The 16,647-nt window shown below is 41.8% G+C and carries 7 protein-coding genes; all 7 read left to right on the top strand.

Annotated features, from left to right (window positions below; all coding sequences use genetic code 11):
- Positions 1 to 2: 2 nt before the first annotated feature.
- The 7 genes from Epro_RS06090 to Epro_RS06120 all read left to right on the top strand — a co-directional run bounded on the left by Epro_RS06090 (position 3) and on the right by Epro_RS06120 (position 16,422).
- The gene (locus tag Epro_RS06090) at positions 3 to 317 is read left to right on the top strand and encodes a ribosome maturation factor RimM (protein WP_052571224.1); all 315 of its coding nucleotides are present in this window, start codon (positions 3 to 5) and stop codon (positions 315 to 317) included.
- Complete coding sequence (trmD, locus tag Epro_RS06095; RefSeq protein ID WP_052571226.1) at positions 307 to 1,008, top strand: tRNA (guanosine(37)-N1)-methyltransferase TrmD; 702 nt, start codon at positions 307 to 309, stop codon at positions 1,006 to 1,008. Before Epro_RS06090 ends, trmD begins: the two co-directional genes overlap by 11 nt.
- Before the next feature lie 113 nt (positions 1,009 to 1,121).
- Positions 1,122 to 1,511: a 50S ribosomal protein L19 gene (gene rplS, locus Epro_RS06100; protein ID WP_052571228.1), complete on the top strand. Its 390-nt coding sequence runs from the start codon at positions 1,122 to 1,124 to the stop codon at positions 1,509 to 1,511.
- 344 nt (positions 1,512 to 1,855) lie between these two features.
- A complete protein-coding gene (locus Epro_RS06105) occupies positions 1,856 to 2,488 on the top strand; it encodes a ribonuclease HII (RefSeq protein ID WP_052571230.1) in 633 nt (210 codons plus the stop codon).
- Between the two features lie 546 nt (positions 2,489 to 3,034).
- Positions 3,035 to 3,394 (top strand): YraN family protein, encoded by a 360-nt coding sequence (locus tag Epro_RS06110; RefSeq protein WP_052571231.1) that lies wholly within the window; start codon positions 3,035 to 3,037, stop codon positions 3,392 to 3,394.
- A 141-nt stretch (positions 3,395 to 3,535) separates the two neighbouring features.
- Positions 3,536 to 6,856 (top strand): glycosyl hydrolase, encoded by a 3,321-nt coding sequence (locus Epro_RS06115; protein ID WP_052571232.1) that lies wholly within the window; start codon positions 3,536 to 3,538, stop codon positions 6,854 to 6,856.
- Positions 6,857 to 6,915: 59 nt separating this feature from the next.
- Complete coding sequence (locus tag Epro_RS06120) at positions 6,916 to 16,422, top strand: glycosyl hydrolase (protein WP_052571234.1); 9,507 nt, start codon at positions 6,916 to 6,918, stop codon at positions 16,420 to 16,422.
- Positions 16,423 to 16,647 lie beyond the last annotated feature (225 nt).

Below are 16,647 nucleotides of genomic sequence, written 5' to 3' on the forward strand. Positions count from 1 at the left end.
AAATGACAGCGGATATTTTAAGCACCAAAAAATGGAACGTTTCCGATATATTGGGTTTTGAAGTTTTCAGCCAGTCCGGAGACCGTTTAGGCGTTCTTTCAGACGTTATATCTACCGGCAGCAACGACGTTTGGGTAGTTAAATACGAGGGCGAAGAAGTCCTTATCCCTGCGTTAAAAAGTATAGTCGGCGAAGTGAACGTTTTAAGAAAAAAAATTTTTGTAACGCTTCCCAAAGGTTTTGAAGATATTTATACGCAGGCAAAATCTGCCGACGGAAACCTTGAATATAACGGCTACACGGTTTATGAAGATTGATATTCTTACAATTTTTCCGCAAATGTTTAACGGACCTCTTTCGGAAAGTTTAATAGGCAAAGCGGCAAACAAAGGCATTTTAGAAATTAACGTTACGGATATTCGCTCTTTCTCTAAAGATAAACATAAAAAAGTTGACGACAAACCTTTTGGCGGCGGCGTTGGAATGGTTTTAAAACCCGAGCCCGTTTACGACGCGCTAAAAAGTGTGGGCGTAAAAAAGAAAAACAAAGAATACAAAAATTCTTTCGCAAAACCTTTGGTAATTTATATGTCTCCGCAGGGCAAAACGTTAAATTCCGACCTTGTGAAAAATCTTGCAAAATACAAACATATTGTTTTTTTGTGCGGACATTACGAAGGCGTTGACGAACGTATTATGAATTTTGTTGACGAAGAAATATCGGTTGGCGATTACGTTCTTACCGGCGGAGAAATTCCGGCGATGATTGTAACCGACGCCGTAGCAAGAATGATTCCCGGCGTGGTAAAAGAAGAAGATTCCGTTAAAAACGATTCTTTTTACAACGGGCTTTTAGATTATCCGCATTATACGCGTCCGGCGGTATTTAAAAAATTTAAAGTTCCGGAAGTTTTACTTTCCGGCGACCATAAAAAAATAGAAAATTGGCGCAAAAACGAAGCGCTTAAACGGACTTTACAAAGACGTCCGGATTTAATAAAAAAATAGAACAGAGAATAGTTTTGGAGTTTTTGCTAAGCAAAAACTTATAATAGATTTCAGCTTTGCTGAAATATAACATTTAATATCTATTATCTGTAGTTAAAAAGGGAGTAAGTAAAATGTCATTATTGGATTTCGTGAATGCAGCTCAGAAAAAAGAGTTGGGCGTATCTTTTAAACCCGGCGACCAGGTAAAGGTTCACTTCAAAGTTGTTGAAGGCGGAAATGAAAGAATACAGGTTTTTGAAGGCGTTGTTATAAGAATTAAAGGAAGCGGTCTTAGCGAAACTTTTACCGTTAGAAAAATTTCTTTCGGCATAGGCGTGGAAAGGATTTTCCCCGTTAATTCCCCAAGAATTGATAAGGTTGAAGTTGCAAGACGCGGAAAAGTCCGCAGAGCAAAACTTTATTATTTAAGAAACCTCTCCGGCAAAGCCGCAAGAATTTCGGAAGATTCTTCAAGAAGACCCGCAGCGGAAACCGCAAAGACAGAAACAAAAGCGGCATAACAAAAACATCAAAACGGCAGATTGTATTTTTACAATCTGCCGTTTTTTTTATTGCAAAGATGGATGATGAAGCAGAGGGTGGGAAGATGAGAAACGGCAAGTTGTTAAAGTAGAAAGTAGGAAGGAGTAAGGGGCAAGTGTTGTCAATTCCTCTTTTGCAGAAATAGATGATAAGAAGATAGGATGCAAGAGGGTAAGCAACGTCTTTTTGAGCCTTTACTCACCCTCCGCCTTCCGTGTCGTTAATTCCCCTTTTATAAAAAGGGGTGGCGGACAAAGTCCGGCGGGGTATTTGTTTTTAATTTATAATTATTTTCTCATTGCATTTATAATATAAAAAACTCATGTTACATCTATTTGACAAAGCATATCACGATAAAGGCGTCAACTTTCTTGCCGGTATAGACGAGGCGGGAAGGGGGCCTCTTGCGGGTCCGGTAACCGCTGCCGCTGTAATTTTTCCTCAAGACGCGCGCATACCTTTTTTAAACGATTCCAAAAAATTAACGCCAAAAAAAAGAGAAGAACTTTTTGAAATAATTCAAAACACGGCGCTGGCGTTTGCCGTTGTTTCGATTGATAATAAAATTATAGACGAAATAAATATTTTGCAGGCAACTTTTCTTGCAATGAAACGCGCCGTTGAAAGCCTTAAAATAAACCCCGAACTTTGTCTTGTTGACGGCAATCATAAAATTCCAAACTTACTGTTTAACCAAGAAGCCGTAATCGGCGGCGATGCCAAAAGCGCGTCGGTAGCGGCCGCGTCTATTCTTGCAAAAGTTACAAGAGACAAACTTATGCTTGAATACGCAAAACAATACCCTCAATATTTTTTTGAAAAACACAAAGGCTACGGCACAAAAACCCACATAGAAGCCATAAAAAAACACGGTGCCTGCTCAATACACCGCTTAACTTTTGCGCCAATAGCGCAAGAAAACAAAGGGTGGGAAGGAGCAAGGAGCAAGGAGTAAGGAGTAAGGAACAAAATATTATGAGCTGTCTTTTTTTCCTCTCCCCTTGCGGGGTTGCAGTGCGACGAATAGGGAGCACGAGTCTGCAACGGGCGCTTGTAAATAAGATGTTAATCTAAAAACGAGCCTGCCCCGTAAGGTTGCAATACGGGGTGAGCGCCCCGGAAGTAGCGCAGTTACATTACAAAACTGCGACTACTTGGGCAGGGTGAGGGGTATGTAGTTCACCAAAAGTAATTATTCAAAAATAGATGGTAAGAGGGTGAGAAGGGGAGTAACGGCAAGTAACAAATAATAAATAATAGGTAATAAACTGCAGAGGATAAGAAGGTGCGAGGGTGGGAAGATAGGAGGGTAAGCAACGTCTTTTTGAGTTTTTACTTACCGTCTTATCCTCTTATCTTCTCACCCTCTGCCTTCCGTGTCGTTAATTCCCCTTTTATAAAAAGGGGTGGCGGACAAAGTCCGGCGGGGTATTTGTTTTTGACGTTGATTTGTAATTGCTGTTTAAGCGCAGTCTAACTAAAACAACATTGAGGGTTGTCAATGAGCAGAGATATTGGTTTTGCTAAAGAGAAAGAAGTTGCGGATTTTTTAAAAAAACGCGGGTATAAAATTTTGGAGACAAATTTTTTAACGCGGTTTGGCGAAATAGACATAATTGCAAAACATAAAAAAACCATTGTTTTTATTGAAGTAAAGTACAGAAGCTCTTTGTATGCGGGCGCGCCTCAGGAAGCGGTTACGTCGTCCAAGCAAAAGAAAATAATAAAAGCGGCAATAATGTATATAAAATTGCACAACATAAATTCCGACTTGCGCTTTGACGTTGCCGCCGTGGATGATAAAAGCATAAACATAATAGAATCCTCATTTGAAGCCCCTGAAAACTCATACTACTTGTAAACTTTTAAAACTCGCATTAATAATGCGCATTCAGCGTAAGCAAACAGAAGCAAGTTTTTTTATATAAACTACAAGCATTTTTCATATTTTTTAGCTATAATTAACACGGTATATTGCATCTAAACTTACAAGGTGGTTCCTATGAAGAGATCGTTAAATTTATTTGTAGTGTTTTTGTTTACGTTTTTAATTTTTTCAGCAAAAGATTTACAAGCGTTTAGCAGGCCAACCATTAACGGCGCCGGCGTGCTTGAAACTTTTGACGCGTTGCTGCTTCCTGCGAGGTTAGCCGATACGTTCACTCTTACTTCTAAACCTTACCCTACGAACAAATGGTACACTTCGCTTTTTGTAAATATTGCAGGGAAAACTTCAGATGCAACTATATTAAATGCATTTTATGGTAATAAAATTTCACCTACTCCTATGCTTGTGGTTTACGATACAGTGTTTCCATATACCAATGTGGCATGGGGCAACGGTTGGGGTTATTCTTTAGGCGGACATAATGTAGGCTATGGAACTTTCGGGCCTCCAAGCGGCGGAGTCGGCGTTAAGGCTGCGGATATTTTGCCTATAGCCGTTCAAGCGGCGTGGGGCAGCGGCGTTGATGATGTTATTAAAGCGAACTCTACGGAGCTTAAAGATTATGGAGATTGGTCGTTTACTGCCGTTCTTACAGATAATGTTAATTCCACAAGAAAAATGACGTCAACTTTCGGCAAAGGCTTTCTGTTTACATATAATTATTTCACGAATAATGTGAATCCAAGATTTAGAATGAAAACGTATGAGAGCGGAACGGCATATACATACTATTATAATAACGGCGGCGTTATGACGCAAATTGCCCCGGGCAACCAAGTAACAACCGATTCTATAATGATTAAAATTTATACTGTCGCAACTACTCTTGGCGCATCGGCATATCAATATTTTGCTGTATATGCTCCGGCAGGAACAGTGTTTAGAGTTGAAACCGCGCCAAGCCCCGGCGAAATTGTCAACATAACTCTTTCCGGCGCAACGGAAAGCGATAGATATTTAGCAATAGGGCTTTTAAAATCTCCCGCGCCTGCCGCAAGCGATGTCGCCGCATTTGATATTTTTAAAGATTATTATAAATACGCTTATAATTTCATTACGGATACTCAAGTAAGCTGGGCTTATAATTCCGACGCGTCAATAACAACAACTTATAATTTTACGGTAACGCCAAAAAGAACAGATCATGCAGGCTATGTGGCCGGGCAAACTGTTTACGGACTTTATCCTCATCATTACAGAAATATTACCACAGGGGTAAATACCGCTTATACATATAATACTATAAGAGGCGAGTTGCGGGTAAACACGGGAGCATCTTTCCAGACAAAAGTTAATTTTCAGGGAATGCTGCCGTATTTCCCTTACGAAGTTCCCGACGGAGCTCGTAAAACGCAGCTGCAGGCATATATTAATAACGATAAAAATTTTAACCCGTCAAATCCGCGTGGTCAAAATACTTACTACTATGGCAAAGCTCTTGCAAGAGCGGCAAATTTAATTCCTATTTTTAACCAAACAAATAACGCAGCTGCCCGTAACACAATGATTACAAGATTGAAAAACGAATTAATAGCTTGGTATAGCGGCGCAGGCGCAACGGATAATAAGTTTTTTGGTTACGATTCTCTTTACGGCGGCATTATAGGGCGCGGACCTAGCGGTTATAATGCTATAGATTTTATTGGCGAAGAGATTGATTTTGGCGCGACAAAATATAACGATCATCATTTTCATTACGGGTATTATATTTACGCGTCCGCATTGCTTGCAATGTTTGATCCGGACTTTGCTTCTAACTTGCAGTATAAAGAAATTGTTGACGCGCTTGTTAAAGAAATTGCAAACCCTGACAGGAATAGCACGCATTTTCCGTTTTTAAGATATTTTGACGTGTATGAAGGACACTCTTACGCTAACGGCAAAGGCGGCGGTATCCGCGATTACGGCAACGACGAAGAATCTTCTTCTGAAGCCATGAATGCATGGGCGGGAATATATCTTTGGGGCGTAGCGACAAACAATGAAGAATATAAAAAATTAGGACTTTACTTATACACCACCCATTACGAAGCCATAAGAAAATATTATTTTGATATAGACTTAGATATTTACAGAACGAAATATCCAAGCTATGCGCATTCAACTATCGGTATGCTGTTTGACAGTATGTTCACATGGGATTTATGGTGGTCGCCAAAAATTAATAAAACTATAATGGGCATTCAAATTTTGCCGGTAAATCCGACGTCTCTTTACTTGGCGTATGATACAACCCACGCGCAGCAATATTACACAGAGATGAACGGAGAAACCGGTTATGATAATTTTTGGAAAGACGTGTGGCTTAAATTTAAATCTTTCTTTGACCCTGCCGGAGCGTTAACTGACTGGGCGTCTGCCGGGCTTCCGTTAGGTTTTCCCGATACATGGGCAAGCAACGGCGGCGGCGACGACGGAACAACATTAACGCATTCGTATCAATTTATAAATTTCTTTGATTCTGTGGGAACGTTAAATACAGGATATTATGCTACCGATTCTTCAGGAAATTCAGTTCCTTTTGCCGTTACAAAGAAAGGTTCGGATTATACTTTTGTGGCATACAACGGCGCGGCATCGGCAAAAATTATTACATTCTATCCAAGAGGCGGCTCCCCTGCGGTTCCGGGCAGCGGCATTATGAATGTGCCCGCAAGATCTATAATGACAACGAAAGATTTTGCAAGCTTTAAAACGGACGGTAGTTTAGTTTTTAATTATAACTATGCAAGCCCTAACGGCTGGGGAGTTTCTATAACCGGAATGTCGCCGGCTTTAAATTTTGATATACAAGCCGCTTTTAGCGAAGCGCCAAACCCGGCTTCAACTAATACGCAGTACGAATATCTTGGCAACTCGTATTTTACAGTTACCAAAACTACCGTAAGCATAAACGGAACAATTCCTATGACGTACGATTACAGTTCTGCGGTTATCCCTGCGGGCGTAAATGAGGATGATTTAAGGCTTGCAGTTTACGACAGCGCTCTGCAAACTGTTACTCCAATTAACATAGCGCCAAATACTATTTCACACACTATAACCGTGCAAGTCGGAAATGCAGATTTTAACAAATCGTATATGCTTGTAAGAGTTATAAATATTGACAAAAGCGTTTACGCATACCCAAATCCGTATAACCACTTGCGCCACAGATCTGCGGGAATACACTTTGCGAATTTACAAGCAGGCGCGCAAATAAGCATTTACAATATTTCCGGCGAAAAAGTTTTTGAAACAACAACTGCGTCAAGCGGGGAATGCGTTTGGAACGTCAGAAATAACTCCGGCAGAACAATAGCCTCCGGCGTTTACATTTACCACATAAAGACCGGCGGAAAAACAGTTAAAGGAAAAATTGCCATAGAAAGATAAATATTGGGCAAGTGAAATTAACTACAAGGGGCAGCGTTAGCATCTTCACCGAAAATATTATGAAAAAAAGTTTATTGAAAGTATTATCCATAGTTTTGCTTACGGCGGCATGCGTTGTGCCGGCGGCGTTTGGGCAGGATTATAATATTCCCGCTCCCACAATAACCGGCGCGGGAGCTTTCGGCACAAACGACGCCAACCTTACCAACCAGATGCCTAAAGCTGATTTAAAAATGAGCTCTCAAACACGGGCTTACCCTACCAACAGATGGTGGGGGTCTATGATATTTACAAACAGCTATCATAATTTTTCGCTTGCCATGAACGCTGCCCCCATGGCGGTAAATTTTAATACCGGCGCAAAGAATTGGTGGGAAATTCCGGGAGCCGGTTACGTTATTGGGCATCCGGATTTATCTTACACGGCAAGTCCGGATATGCTTAGAAGTTCCGGCGGCTGGGGAATTTATGTTTTAGGACATAACGGCGACGCGGGAGGAACCGGCACTTACGGCTTTATGACCGCAAGCACAACCTTTGTAAAAAATTATTCCGATTGGGCTTTCACCGCTATAGTGCAAGACAGAAACAGGCCGCAAGATAAATTAACAGCTACAATAGTTAAAGGTTCGCCGTTTACATATAATTATTACACTGCCAGTGTAAAGCCTTCTATTATAGTTACAAACGGAAGTATTACTCTTTACAATAATGTCGGCACGCCGTCTACGGGAACTTTTACCGGCGACAGAGTAATAGTTATGGTTAACGACGGAACAAAATATCAGTATTACGGCGTTTACGCGCCTGCAAGCACGGGGTTTACAAGACAATCAACCACGGAATTGCGTCTTACTTTGCCAAGCGCCGTAGAATCCGAAAGATACGTTTCCGTGGCGCTTCTTTACTCGGGCGCAAGTGAAAATCTTGCAACGGCAAAAAGCGTTTTTGACGAATACTACAAATATGCTTACAACTTTGTAACAAACACGCAGGCAAGCTGGACGTTAAACAACAACGCTTCCATAACCACAACGTTCAACGTTACTTTAACCGCAAAAAGAACGGGCGGCAGTTTTGTTTCCGGTCAGACGGTTTTTGCGTTGTATCCGCACCAGCACAAAAATTTAGATTCTGCGTCGCCGGCTTCATATTACAGCGCGGTAGATTTTAAAACGCTTCGCGGAACAATGAAAATTTACAGAGGCTCTTCTTTTAAAACAAAATATAATTTTAACGGAATGCTTCCCGCCTTGCCTTATGAAACGCCTGAGGCAAACAAATCAAAAATTCAAACGTATCTTGACGCTGAAAGCAATATTAATTTAGCGGCTACCACATACCGCGACACTTACTACGGCGGAAAAATTTATGAAAAAGTTGCAAATATGATACCTATTGCGCATATGCACGGCGATATAGCTACAAAAAACAGCTTAATAAACAAACTGAAAACCGAGCTTGTACAAAGATACAGCAATAACTCAGCGAGATATTTTTTATACGACCAGCGTTATGGCGGTATTCAAGGGTATCACTATTTAGCTTACAACAACGAAGATTTCGGCTCGCGTTATTATAACGATCATCATTTTCATTACGGAATGTTTGTTTACGCTTCCGCAATTCTTGCAATGTTTGATCCGGACTTTGCCTCGTCGTCGCAATATCAAAGCATGGTTAATGCCGTTATCAAAGATTTTGCAAATGCCGACAGAAACGACGTAAGTTTTCCTTTCCTTAGATATTTTGACGTTTACGAAGGACATTCTTGGGCAAACGGCAGAGGAACTACCTCGGGCGACGACGGCACAGATCAGGAATCTTCGTCCGAAGCCATGAATGCTTGGGCTGGCATATATCTGTGGGGCGTTGCAACAAATAATCCGGATCTTATAGCTTTGGGTATTTATTTATACACAACGGAATACGCAGCGATAAAAGAATATTTCTTTGATATGGACGGCACAACTTACTCGGGAACTCCGTGGGCGCACAAATCCATAGGCAGGCTTTACGACAATCGCGTGTCTTACGATTTATGGTGGACGCCGCAAATTACGCAAACAATTTTGGGCATTCAAGTTTTGCCTTTAACGCCGTCAATGCTTTATTTAGGGTATAACCCGACGTTCTCGCAAAGTTTTTATAATGAAATGTGGAATGGCAGAGATACCGGCGGCAACGCAAATTTATGGAAAGATATTTGGCTTAGATACAAATCCCTTTTTGACGGCGCGGGCGCGCTTACCGACTGGAACTCGTGGAACCCAACGTCCTCAAGCGATGCGGAATTCGGCAGCAGCTTAACTCTTTCTTACCACTTTATAAACTTTTTCAACAAGCTTGGAACGGTAAACACAAACTATTACGCAACGGAATCCGGCGGCGCGGTTGTGCCGTTTACAACTATGCAAAGCGCAAGCGGTCCGGTATATATTGCATATAATAATTCTAACGCATACAAAACCGTAAACTTTTACACCAAAGCGGGCGCCAGTGTGGGCAGCGCGGCGGTTCCTCCATACACCACAATTCAAACGGGCGATTTTAACGACTACAAATACGATTCCTTAAGAGCAATGTACAGCACAAACACGTGGTATGCGCTGGCTGTGGACAAATACGGCGACAGCGTGCGCGTAAGTTCTATTGCCGCGCCGCCTGTAAACTCTACATATTACGTTACGCTGCCGGCTGTTTTTAGAGTTACGCATAGCAACGCAACTTTTGACCCCATGGCGGGATACGTTTCTATTGCAACGTCAACGGTTCCGGACGGCTACAGCCCAAGCGATATAAAACTTGTCAAATATAACGGAGCAAGTTTAGCGGAAGTTGCCGGACAAAGCGTAACGCTGAATGCAAAAGACGCCAGAATTGCGGCAAACTTTACTTCTACCGGCACCTATCTTCTTGTAATACAAAAACCTATAACGCTTTTGTCGGGAACTGTAAAAAATAACAAAGGCAATACAAATCTTAACGCAAACCTTCTTGTTTGGTCAAGCGTTGACGCAGCTTCAACAACGGTTGCCGCAAACGGTTCTTACTCTAATTTGGAATTAAGTTACGGCGGAAATTATACCGTTACTCCGGCTTTGGCAAATTTTATTTTTGAGCCGGCAGTTTTTGCAATAACCCCCTCAAGCGTAGGCGTTACGTTAACGCAAAATTTTACCGGTTTTGCCGTAAGTAAAACAAGCGGAAACGTTACAAATAATATCGGCGGCGCAGCGGCTAACGCCACGGTTTATATTTACGATGTTACTGCAAACTCTACAATTACAAAATCTGCAGCAGGGTGGTATGTTGCGGAAAATTTAATTGAAGACAGAAACTATGTTATTACGCCTGTTGCCGACAGGTTTATATTTGCGCCGTCAAGTTTTGCGTTTACCGCAACAGCTGCAAATAAAATTCAACACTTTACCGCATATGCAATAAGCAACACAAGCGGAGTGATAAAAAACAATAAAGACAATTCAAACGTTGCCGCTACGGTTTACATAAAAGACGTTGCCGCAAATACGGTTTCAACAAAAACGGTAAACGGATTTTACGCAACAGATAATTTGGTTGAAGGCAGAAACTATGTGATAAACATTGAAGCGCCGAACTTTTTATTTGTGCCTTCAAGCTACGCGTTTAGCGCAAGCGCGTCTGATGAAGCGCGCAACTTTGCGGCTTTTGCCGTAAGCCGTTCAAGCGGAACAATAAAAAATAATATCGGCGGCGCAAATGTTAACGCTAATATATATGTGTATGACGTTCTTGCAAACTCTACGGCAACAAAGTCAGCAAACGGCTGGTATCAAACGGATTATTTGTATGAAAGCAAAAACTATGTGCTTACGCCTTTTGCAGACAGATTTATGTTTGTTCCGTCAAGCGTTGCTTTTGCGGCAACAAACGCGGACGTTGTTTACAGCTTTACCGGTTACGCGCTTTCCAAAACAAGCGGAACGATAAAAAATAATAAAGATAATTCTAACGTTAACGCAAGCATGTCCGTTTACGATACTGCGGCAAATTCTACAAATACGTTTTCATCGGGTTCGGGTTTTTATGCAACAGGGTGGCTTACCGAAGGTAAAAATTACGTTGTAACGCCGCAGGCCGACAGATTTAAATTTTCTCCTGTAAATACCGCTGTCAACGCGTCTAATTTAGATATATACAGAAACTTTATAGCCACAGCGTTAAGCATTGCAAGCGGAACAATTAAAAACAACGCCGGCGGCGGCAACATTAACGCTACCGTTTACATTTATGACGTTGTTGCAAATTCCAGCGCAACAAAATCTGCCAACGGCTTTTATGTTACCGATTGGCTGGACGAAGGAAAGAACTTTATTATAACGCCGGCGGCAAACAGATTTAAATTTGTTCCGCAAAGCGCGTCTTTTACGGCGGCCGCGGCGGACGTATTTAAAAATTTCACAGGATACGCTTTAAGCGTTACCAGCGGCGTTGTAAAAAATAATATCGGCGGCGCAAATGTTAACGCTAATATATATGTGTATGACGTTCTTGCAAACTCTACGATAACAAAATCCGCAAACGGTTTTTACGCTACGGACGATTTAACGGAAGGTCAAAATTATATTATTACAGCAAAGGCCGCAGGGTTTAAATTTCTTCCGCAGTCTTACGCGTTTACCGCGGGCTCTGCAGACGCAGCAAAAAACTTTACGGGTTACGCTTTAAGCTACGCTACCGTAACTTTGAAAAACGCGCAAAACGGCGCCAATGTAAATGTTAATATAAAAATATACGATTCGCTTTCAAACTCCACAAATACAATTTATGCGTCGGGGGGGGCGTACGTAATAGAAGCTACGGAAGGATTATCTTACGCAATAACTCCAGACGATGAACTTTACGAATGGACTCCGGCAAGTTGGACGTTTACCGCGACTACCGCAAATAGAGCTCAAATATTTAGCGGAGCAGTAAAAAAGATTTTAAGCGGCAACATAACAAATAATATCAACAGCGCGCCGCTTGCGATAAATTTAAATATTTTTGACGTTGCTCTTAATTCTACCATAACAAAAACCGGCGTAAGTTCGTATAGCACGGGTCTTGTTTACGGCAAGCAATACGTTGTAACGCCGTCCTTGGCAAACTTTATGTTTGTTCCGTCAAGTTTTGCTTTTACGGCGGGAAACGTTGATATAACGCAAAACTTTACGGGTTACGCATTAAGCAAAACCAGCGGTACGGTAAAAAATAATACCGGCGGCGCAAATGTTAACGCTACAATTTATATTTATGATATTGTTGCAAATTCAACTGCAACAAAATCCGCAACCGGTTTTTACGCCAGCGACAATTTAATTGAAGGCAGAAATTACATAATAACGCCGCAAGCCGCAAACTTCAGATTTGAGCCGCAAAGCGTAAATCTAACGGCTACAAATGCGGACGTGTTTAGAAATTTCACAGGCTATGCGTTAAGTAAAACTACGGGAACGGTTCTCAACAATAAAGATAGTTCCGCCGTAAGCGCTAATATACATATATATAGCGTAGTCGCAAATTCCACAGTAACAAAATCTGCCAACGGGTTCTATATAACGGACGATTTGGATCAAGGTAAAAATTACGTAATAACCCCTATTGCCAACAGGTTTATGTTTGTTCCCGAAAAAGATACGTTTACAGCAACAACTTCAAACAGAGTTGCAAACTTTACAGGCTACGCGGTAAGCATTACAAGCGGCGTTGTGAAAAATAACATAGGCGGCGCAAACGTCAACGCAACGGTTTACATTTGGGACGCAGTTGCAAATTCAACGATAACAAAATCTGCAAACGGCTTTTACGCCAGCGACAATTTAATTGAAGGCAGAAATTATGTGATAACGCCGCAAGCTGCAAACTTTAGATTTACGCCGCAAAGCGTAAGTTTTACGGCAACAAGCGCGGATACGTATAAGAATTTTACGGGATATGCAATAAGCAAAAGCAGCGGCACGATAAAAAATAATATAGGCGGGGCAAACGTCAACGCAACGGTTTACATTTGGGACGTAGTCGCAAATTCCACAGTAACAAAATCTGCCAACGGGTTCTATATAACGGACGATTTGGATCAAGGTAAAAATTACGTAATAACCCCTATTGCCAACAGGTTTATGTTTGTTCCCGAAAAAGATACGTTTACAGCAACAACTTCAAACAGAGTTGCAAACTTTACAGGCTACGCGGTAAGCATTACAAGCGGCGTTGTGAAAAATAACATAGGCGGCGCAAACGTCAACGCAACGGTTTACATTTGGGACGCAGTTGCAAATTCAACGATAACAAAATCTGCAAACGGCTTTTACGCCAGCGACAATTTAATTGAAGGCAGAAATTATGTGATAACGCCGCAAGCTGCAAACTTTAGATTTACGCCGCAAAGCGTAAGTTTTACGGCAACAAGCGCGGATACGTATAAGAATTTTACGGGATATGCAATAAGCAAAAGCAGCGGCACGATAAAAAATAATATAGGCGGGGCAAACGTCAACGCAACGGTTTACATTTGGGACGTAGTCGCAAATTCCACAGTAACAAAATCTGCCAACGGGTTCTATATAACGGACGATTTGGATCAAGGTAAAAATTACGTAATAACCCCTATTGCCAACAGGTTTATGTTTGTTCCCGAAAAAGATACGTTTACAGCAACAACTTCAAACAGAGTTGCAAACTTTACAGGCTACGCGGTAAGCATTACAAGCGGCGTTGTGAAAAATAACATAGGCGGCGCAAACGTCAACGCAACGGTTTACATTTGGGACGCAGTTGCAAATTCAACGATAACAAAATCTGCAAACGGCTTTTACGCCAGCGACAATTTAATTGAAGGCAGAAATTATGTGATAACGCCGCAAGCTGCAAACTTTAGATTTACGCCGCAAAGCGTAAGTTTTACGGCAACAAGCGCGGATACGTATAAGAATTTTACGGGATATGCAATAAGCAAAAGCAGCGGCACGATAAAAAATAATATAGGCGGGGCAAACGTCAACGCAACGGTTTACATTTGGGACGTAGTCGCAAATTCCACAGTAACAAAATCTGCCAACGGGTTCTATATAACGGACGATTTGGATCAAGGTAAAAATTACGTAATAACCCCGGTTGCCAACAGATTTATGTTTGTTCCCGAAAAAGATACGTTTACAGCAACAACCTTAAACAGAGTTACAAACTTTACCGGTTTTGCTTTAAGCTTTGCCACGGGAACGCTTAAAAACGTTGCGAATAATTCAAATGTAAATGTTTCCGTCAGAGTTTATGATGTCTCGGCAAATTCTGCCACAATTATAAATAACGCAAACGGTTTTTACAGCGCGCGCGTTATTGAAGGCAGAAACTATATAATTACTCCGGACAACGAATTTTACGAATGGACTCCGGCAAGCTGGACGTTTACCGCAGGAGCAACTGACAAAATTCAAAATTTTGTCGGCGCTAAAAAAACTGCAGTAACGGGAACGATAAAAAATAATATCGGCGCAACAAATATAAACGCAAACATTTATATTTATGACGGAACCGCAACTACTACAAAAACCGTTACCGGCTCTTACAGCGCAGGGCTTGTTTTCGGTAAAACTTACACGTTAACGCCGAAGGCGGACAGATTTATTTTTGTTCCCGCAAGCTGGACGTTTACCGCCGACAGCAGCGATAAAGTGCAAAATTTTACAGGCAAAGCGATAAGCTGGACAAGCGGAACCGTCCGCAATAATAAGGATAATTCCAACGTTAACGCAACTGTTTACATTTGGGACGTTCTTGCAAACTCTACCGCGGCGGTTATAAACGCAAACGGTTTTTATTCAAGCGGTTATTTAATTGAAGGTCAAAATTATGTGATAACGCCGACGGCGGCAAACTTTATATTTGTTCCCGCGGCGTCAACGTTTACGGCTACAAGCGCCGACGCGCTTAAAAACTTTACAGGTTTTGCGCTTTCCAAATCAAGCGGAACTATAAAAAATAATACCGGCGGCGCAAACGTGAGCGCTACGGTTTATATTTATGACGTTCTTGCAAACTCTACGGCAACAAAATCCGCCAACGGGTTCTACGCTACCGACGATTTAATTGAAGGCAGAAATTACGTGATAACTCCCGTTGCAAACAGATTTGTGTTTGTTCCGCAGCGCGATACGTTTACCGCCGCATCGGTAAACAGAGAATTAAATTTTACCGGTTACGCCACAAGCATTTTAAGCGGAACGGTTAAAGGCGCCGTAAGAACAAATCAAAATATTGCCGGACAAATGCGCGTGTATGACAACTTTACAAACTCTACAAACGTTTACGCCTTTGACGGACGCTATGAAGTTAACACGGTTGAAGGGTATAAATACGAGCTTGCGCCTTTTGGCAGCAGAGTTTTATTTACAACCGCCGCGGGCGTATTTAACGCTTCAACTTTTGCTTATACTGCGACAAGTCAGGACAAGCGTCAGGATTTTGTTGCTTACGCTTTAACAAAAGCAAGCGCGACAATTTTAAATAATATCGGAAATACCGCGGCATGGGCGGACGTTTATCTCTACGACGCCGCGGCAAATTCTACGCTTACATGGACGCATAACACCGGCGGCGCAAACGAAACTCAAGATTTAATTGAAGGCAGAAATTACGTTATATCGGTTGTTCCTTATACTGGCGGAATGACTCCGGTAAATCAGAGAAACTTTATATTCAAACCGTCAAGCGTGGCGTTTACCGCCGCAACTGCCGATAGGTTTGACGCAATTAAAGCTTACAGATTTACTTATATCAGCGCTACGGTAACAAACGTTCAGTATGCCACCGCGGTTGTAAGCGGAATGATGCATATAACCGATTCGTTCTTTGGAGATCAGCACATTGCGTTTGCAAGCACGCACACTTATGTAATTGTTGAAGGCATGAGCTACGCGTTTGCGCCGGAAGCGGCAAGCCATGTTATTGACGCGTATTCGTTTACGGTAAATTCCGTTGACAGCGTTCTGGATCATGTCTTTATGGCGTATCCTTCTTACGCGATAGGCGGACAAATTACTTTTTCAAACGGTTCCCCTGCGGCGGGAATAGAAGTTGATATATACAATGTTGTCGCCGGAAGCACCAACACTGTTGTAACCGGTTCCAACGGAACGTATTCTTTCAACGGCGTTTATAATTCAAGCTATACGGTTACTGCGCGTTCCGGAGTTTATAAATTTAACGTGCAGGGTTACGATACGGGCGCGTTAGTTATGCCTCAGCCTAATTTAAATTTTACCGTTGCAGCCGAAGATACAAAAATTGTGGCATATCCTAATCCGTATAAACCGTTCAAACACACAAACGGCGGAATAAAATTTACAAATGTAAAACAAGGCGCTAAAATAAAAGTTTATAACATAGCTATGGAAAAAGTTTTTGAAGATACGGTAATGTCCGACGGGCAGTATTTGTGGAATGTTATAAACAATTACGGCAACGATATAGGCTCAGGTATTTACATATACCATATAGATGTTGACGGTAAAATCTCTAAAGGCAAGATTGCCATTGAGCGATGATGATAAATAGACAATAGGAAGATAAGTAACGGCAAGTTGTTAAAGTAGAAAGTAGGAAGGAGTAAGGAGCAAGTGTTGTCAATTCCCCTTTTGCAAAAGGGGGTGAGTGTGCGACGAATAAGGAGCACGAGCCACGAACGGGCGCTTGTAAGTAAGATGTTAATCCAAAAACGAGCCTGCCCCGTAAGGTTGTAATACGGGGTGAGCGCACCGGAGGCCGATAGG

Source organism: Endomicrobium proavitum (assembly GCF_001027545.1).
Taxonomy (GTDB): Bacteria; Elusimicrobiota; Endomicrobiia; order Endomicrobiales; family Endomicrobiaceae; genus Endomicrobium; species Endomicrobium proavitum.

Excerpts from the sequence above, each read along its gene's own strand:
- Epro_RS06090 (WP_052571224.1), top strand. The coding sequence starts at position 3 with ATGACAGCGGATATTTTAAGCACCAAAAAATGGAACGTTTCCGATATA.
- trmD (WP_052571226.1), top strand. The coding sequence starts at position 307 with ATGAAGATTGATATTCTTACAATTTTTCCGCAAATGTTTAACGGACCT.
- rplS (WP_052571228.1), top strand. The coding sequence starts at position 1,122 with ATGTCATTATTGGATTTCGTGAATGCAGCTCAGAAAAAAGAGTTGGGC.
- Epro_RS06105 (WP_052571230.1), top strand. The coding sequence starts at position 1,856 with ATGTTACATCTATTTGACAAAGCATATCACGATAAAGGCGTCAACTTT.
- Epro_RS06110 (WP_052571231.1), top strand. The coding sequence starts at position 3,035 with ATGAGCAGAGATATTGGTTTTGCTAAAGAGAAAGAAGTTGCGGATTTT.
- Epro_RS06115 (WP_052571232.1), top strand. The coding sequence starts at position 3,536 with ATGAAGAGATCGTTAAATTTATTTGTAGTGTTTTTGTTTACGTTTTTA.
- Epro_RS06120 (WP_052571234.1), top strand. The coding sequence starts at position 6,916 with ATGAAAAAAAGTTTATTGAAAGTATTATCCATAGTTTTGCTTACGGCG.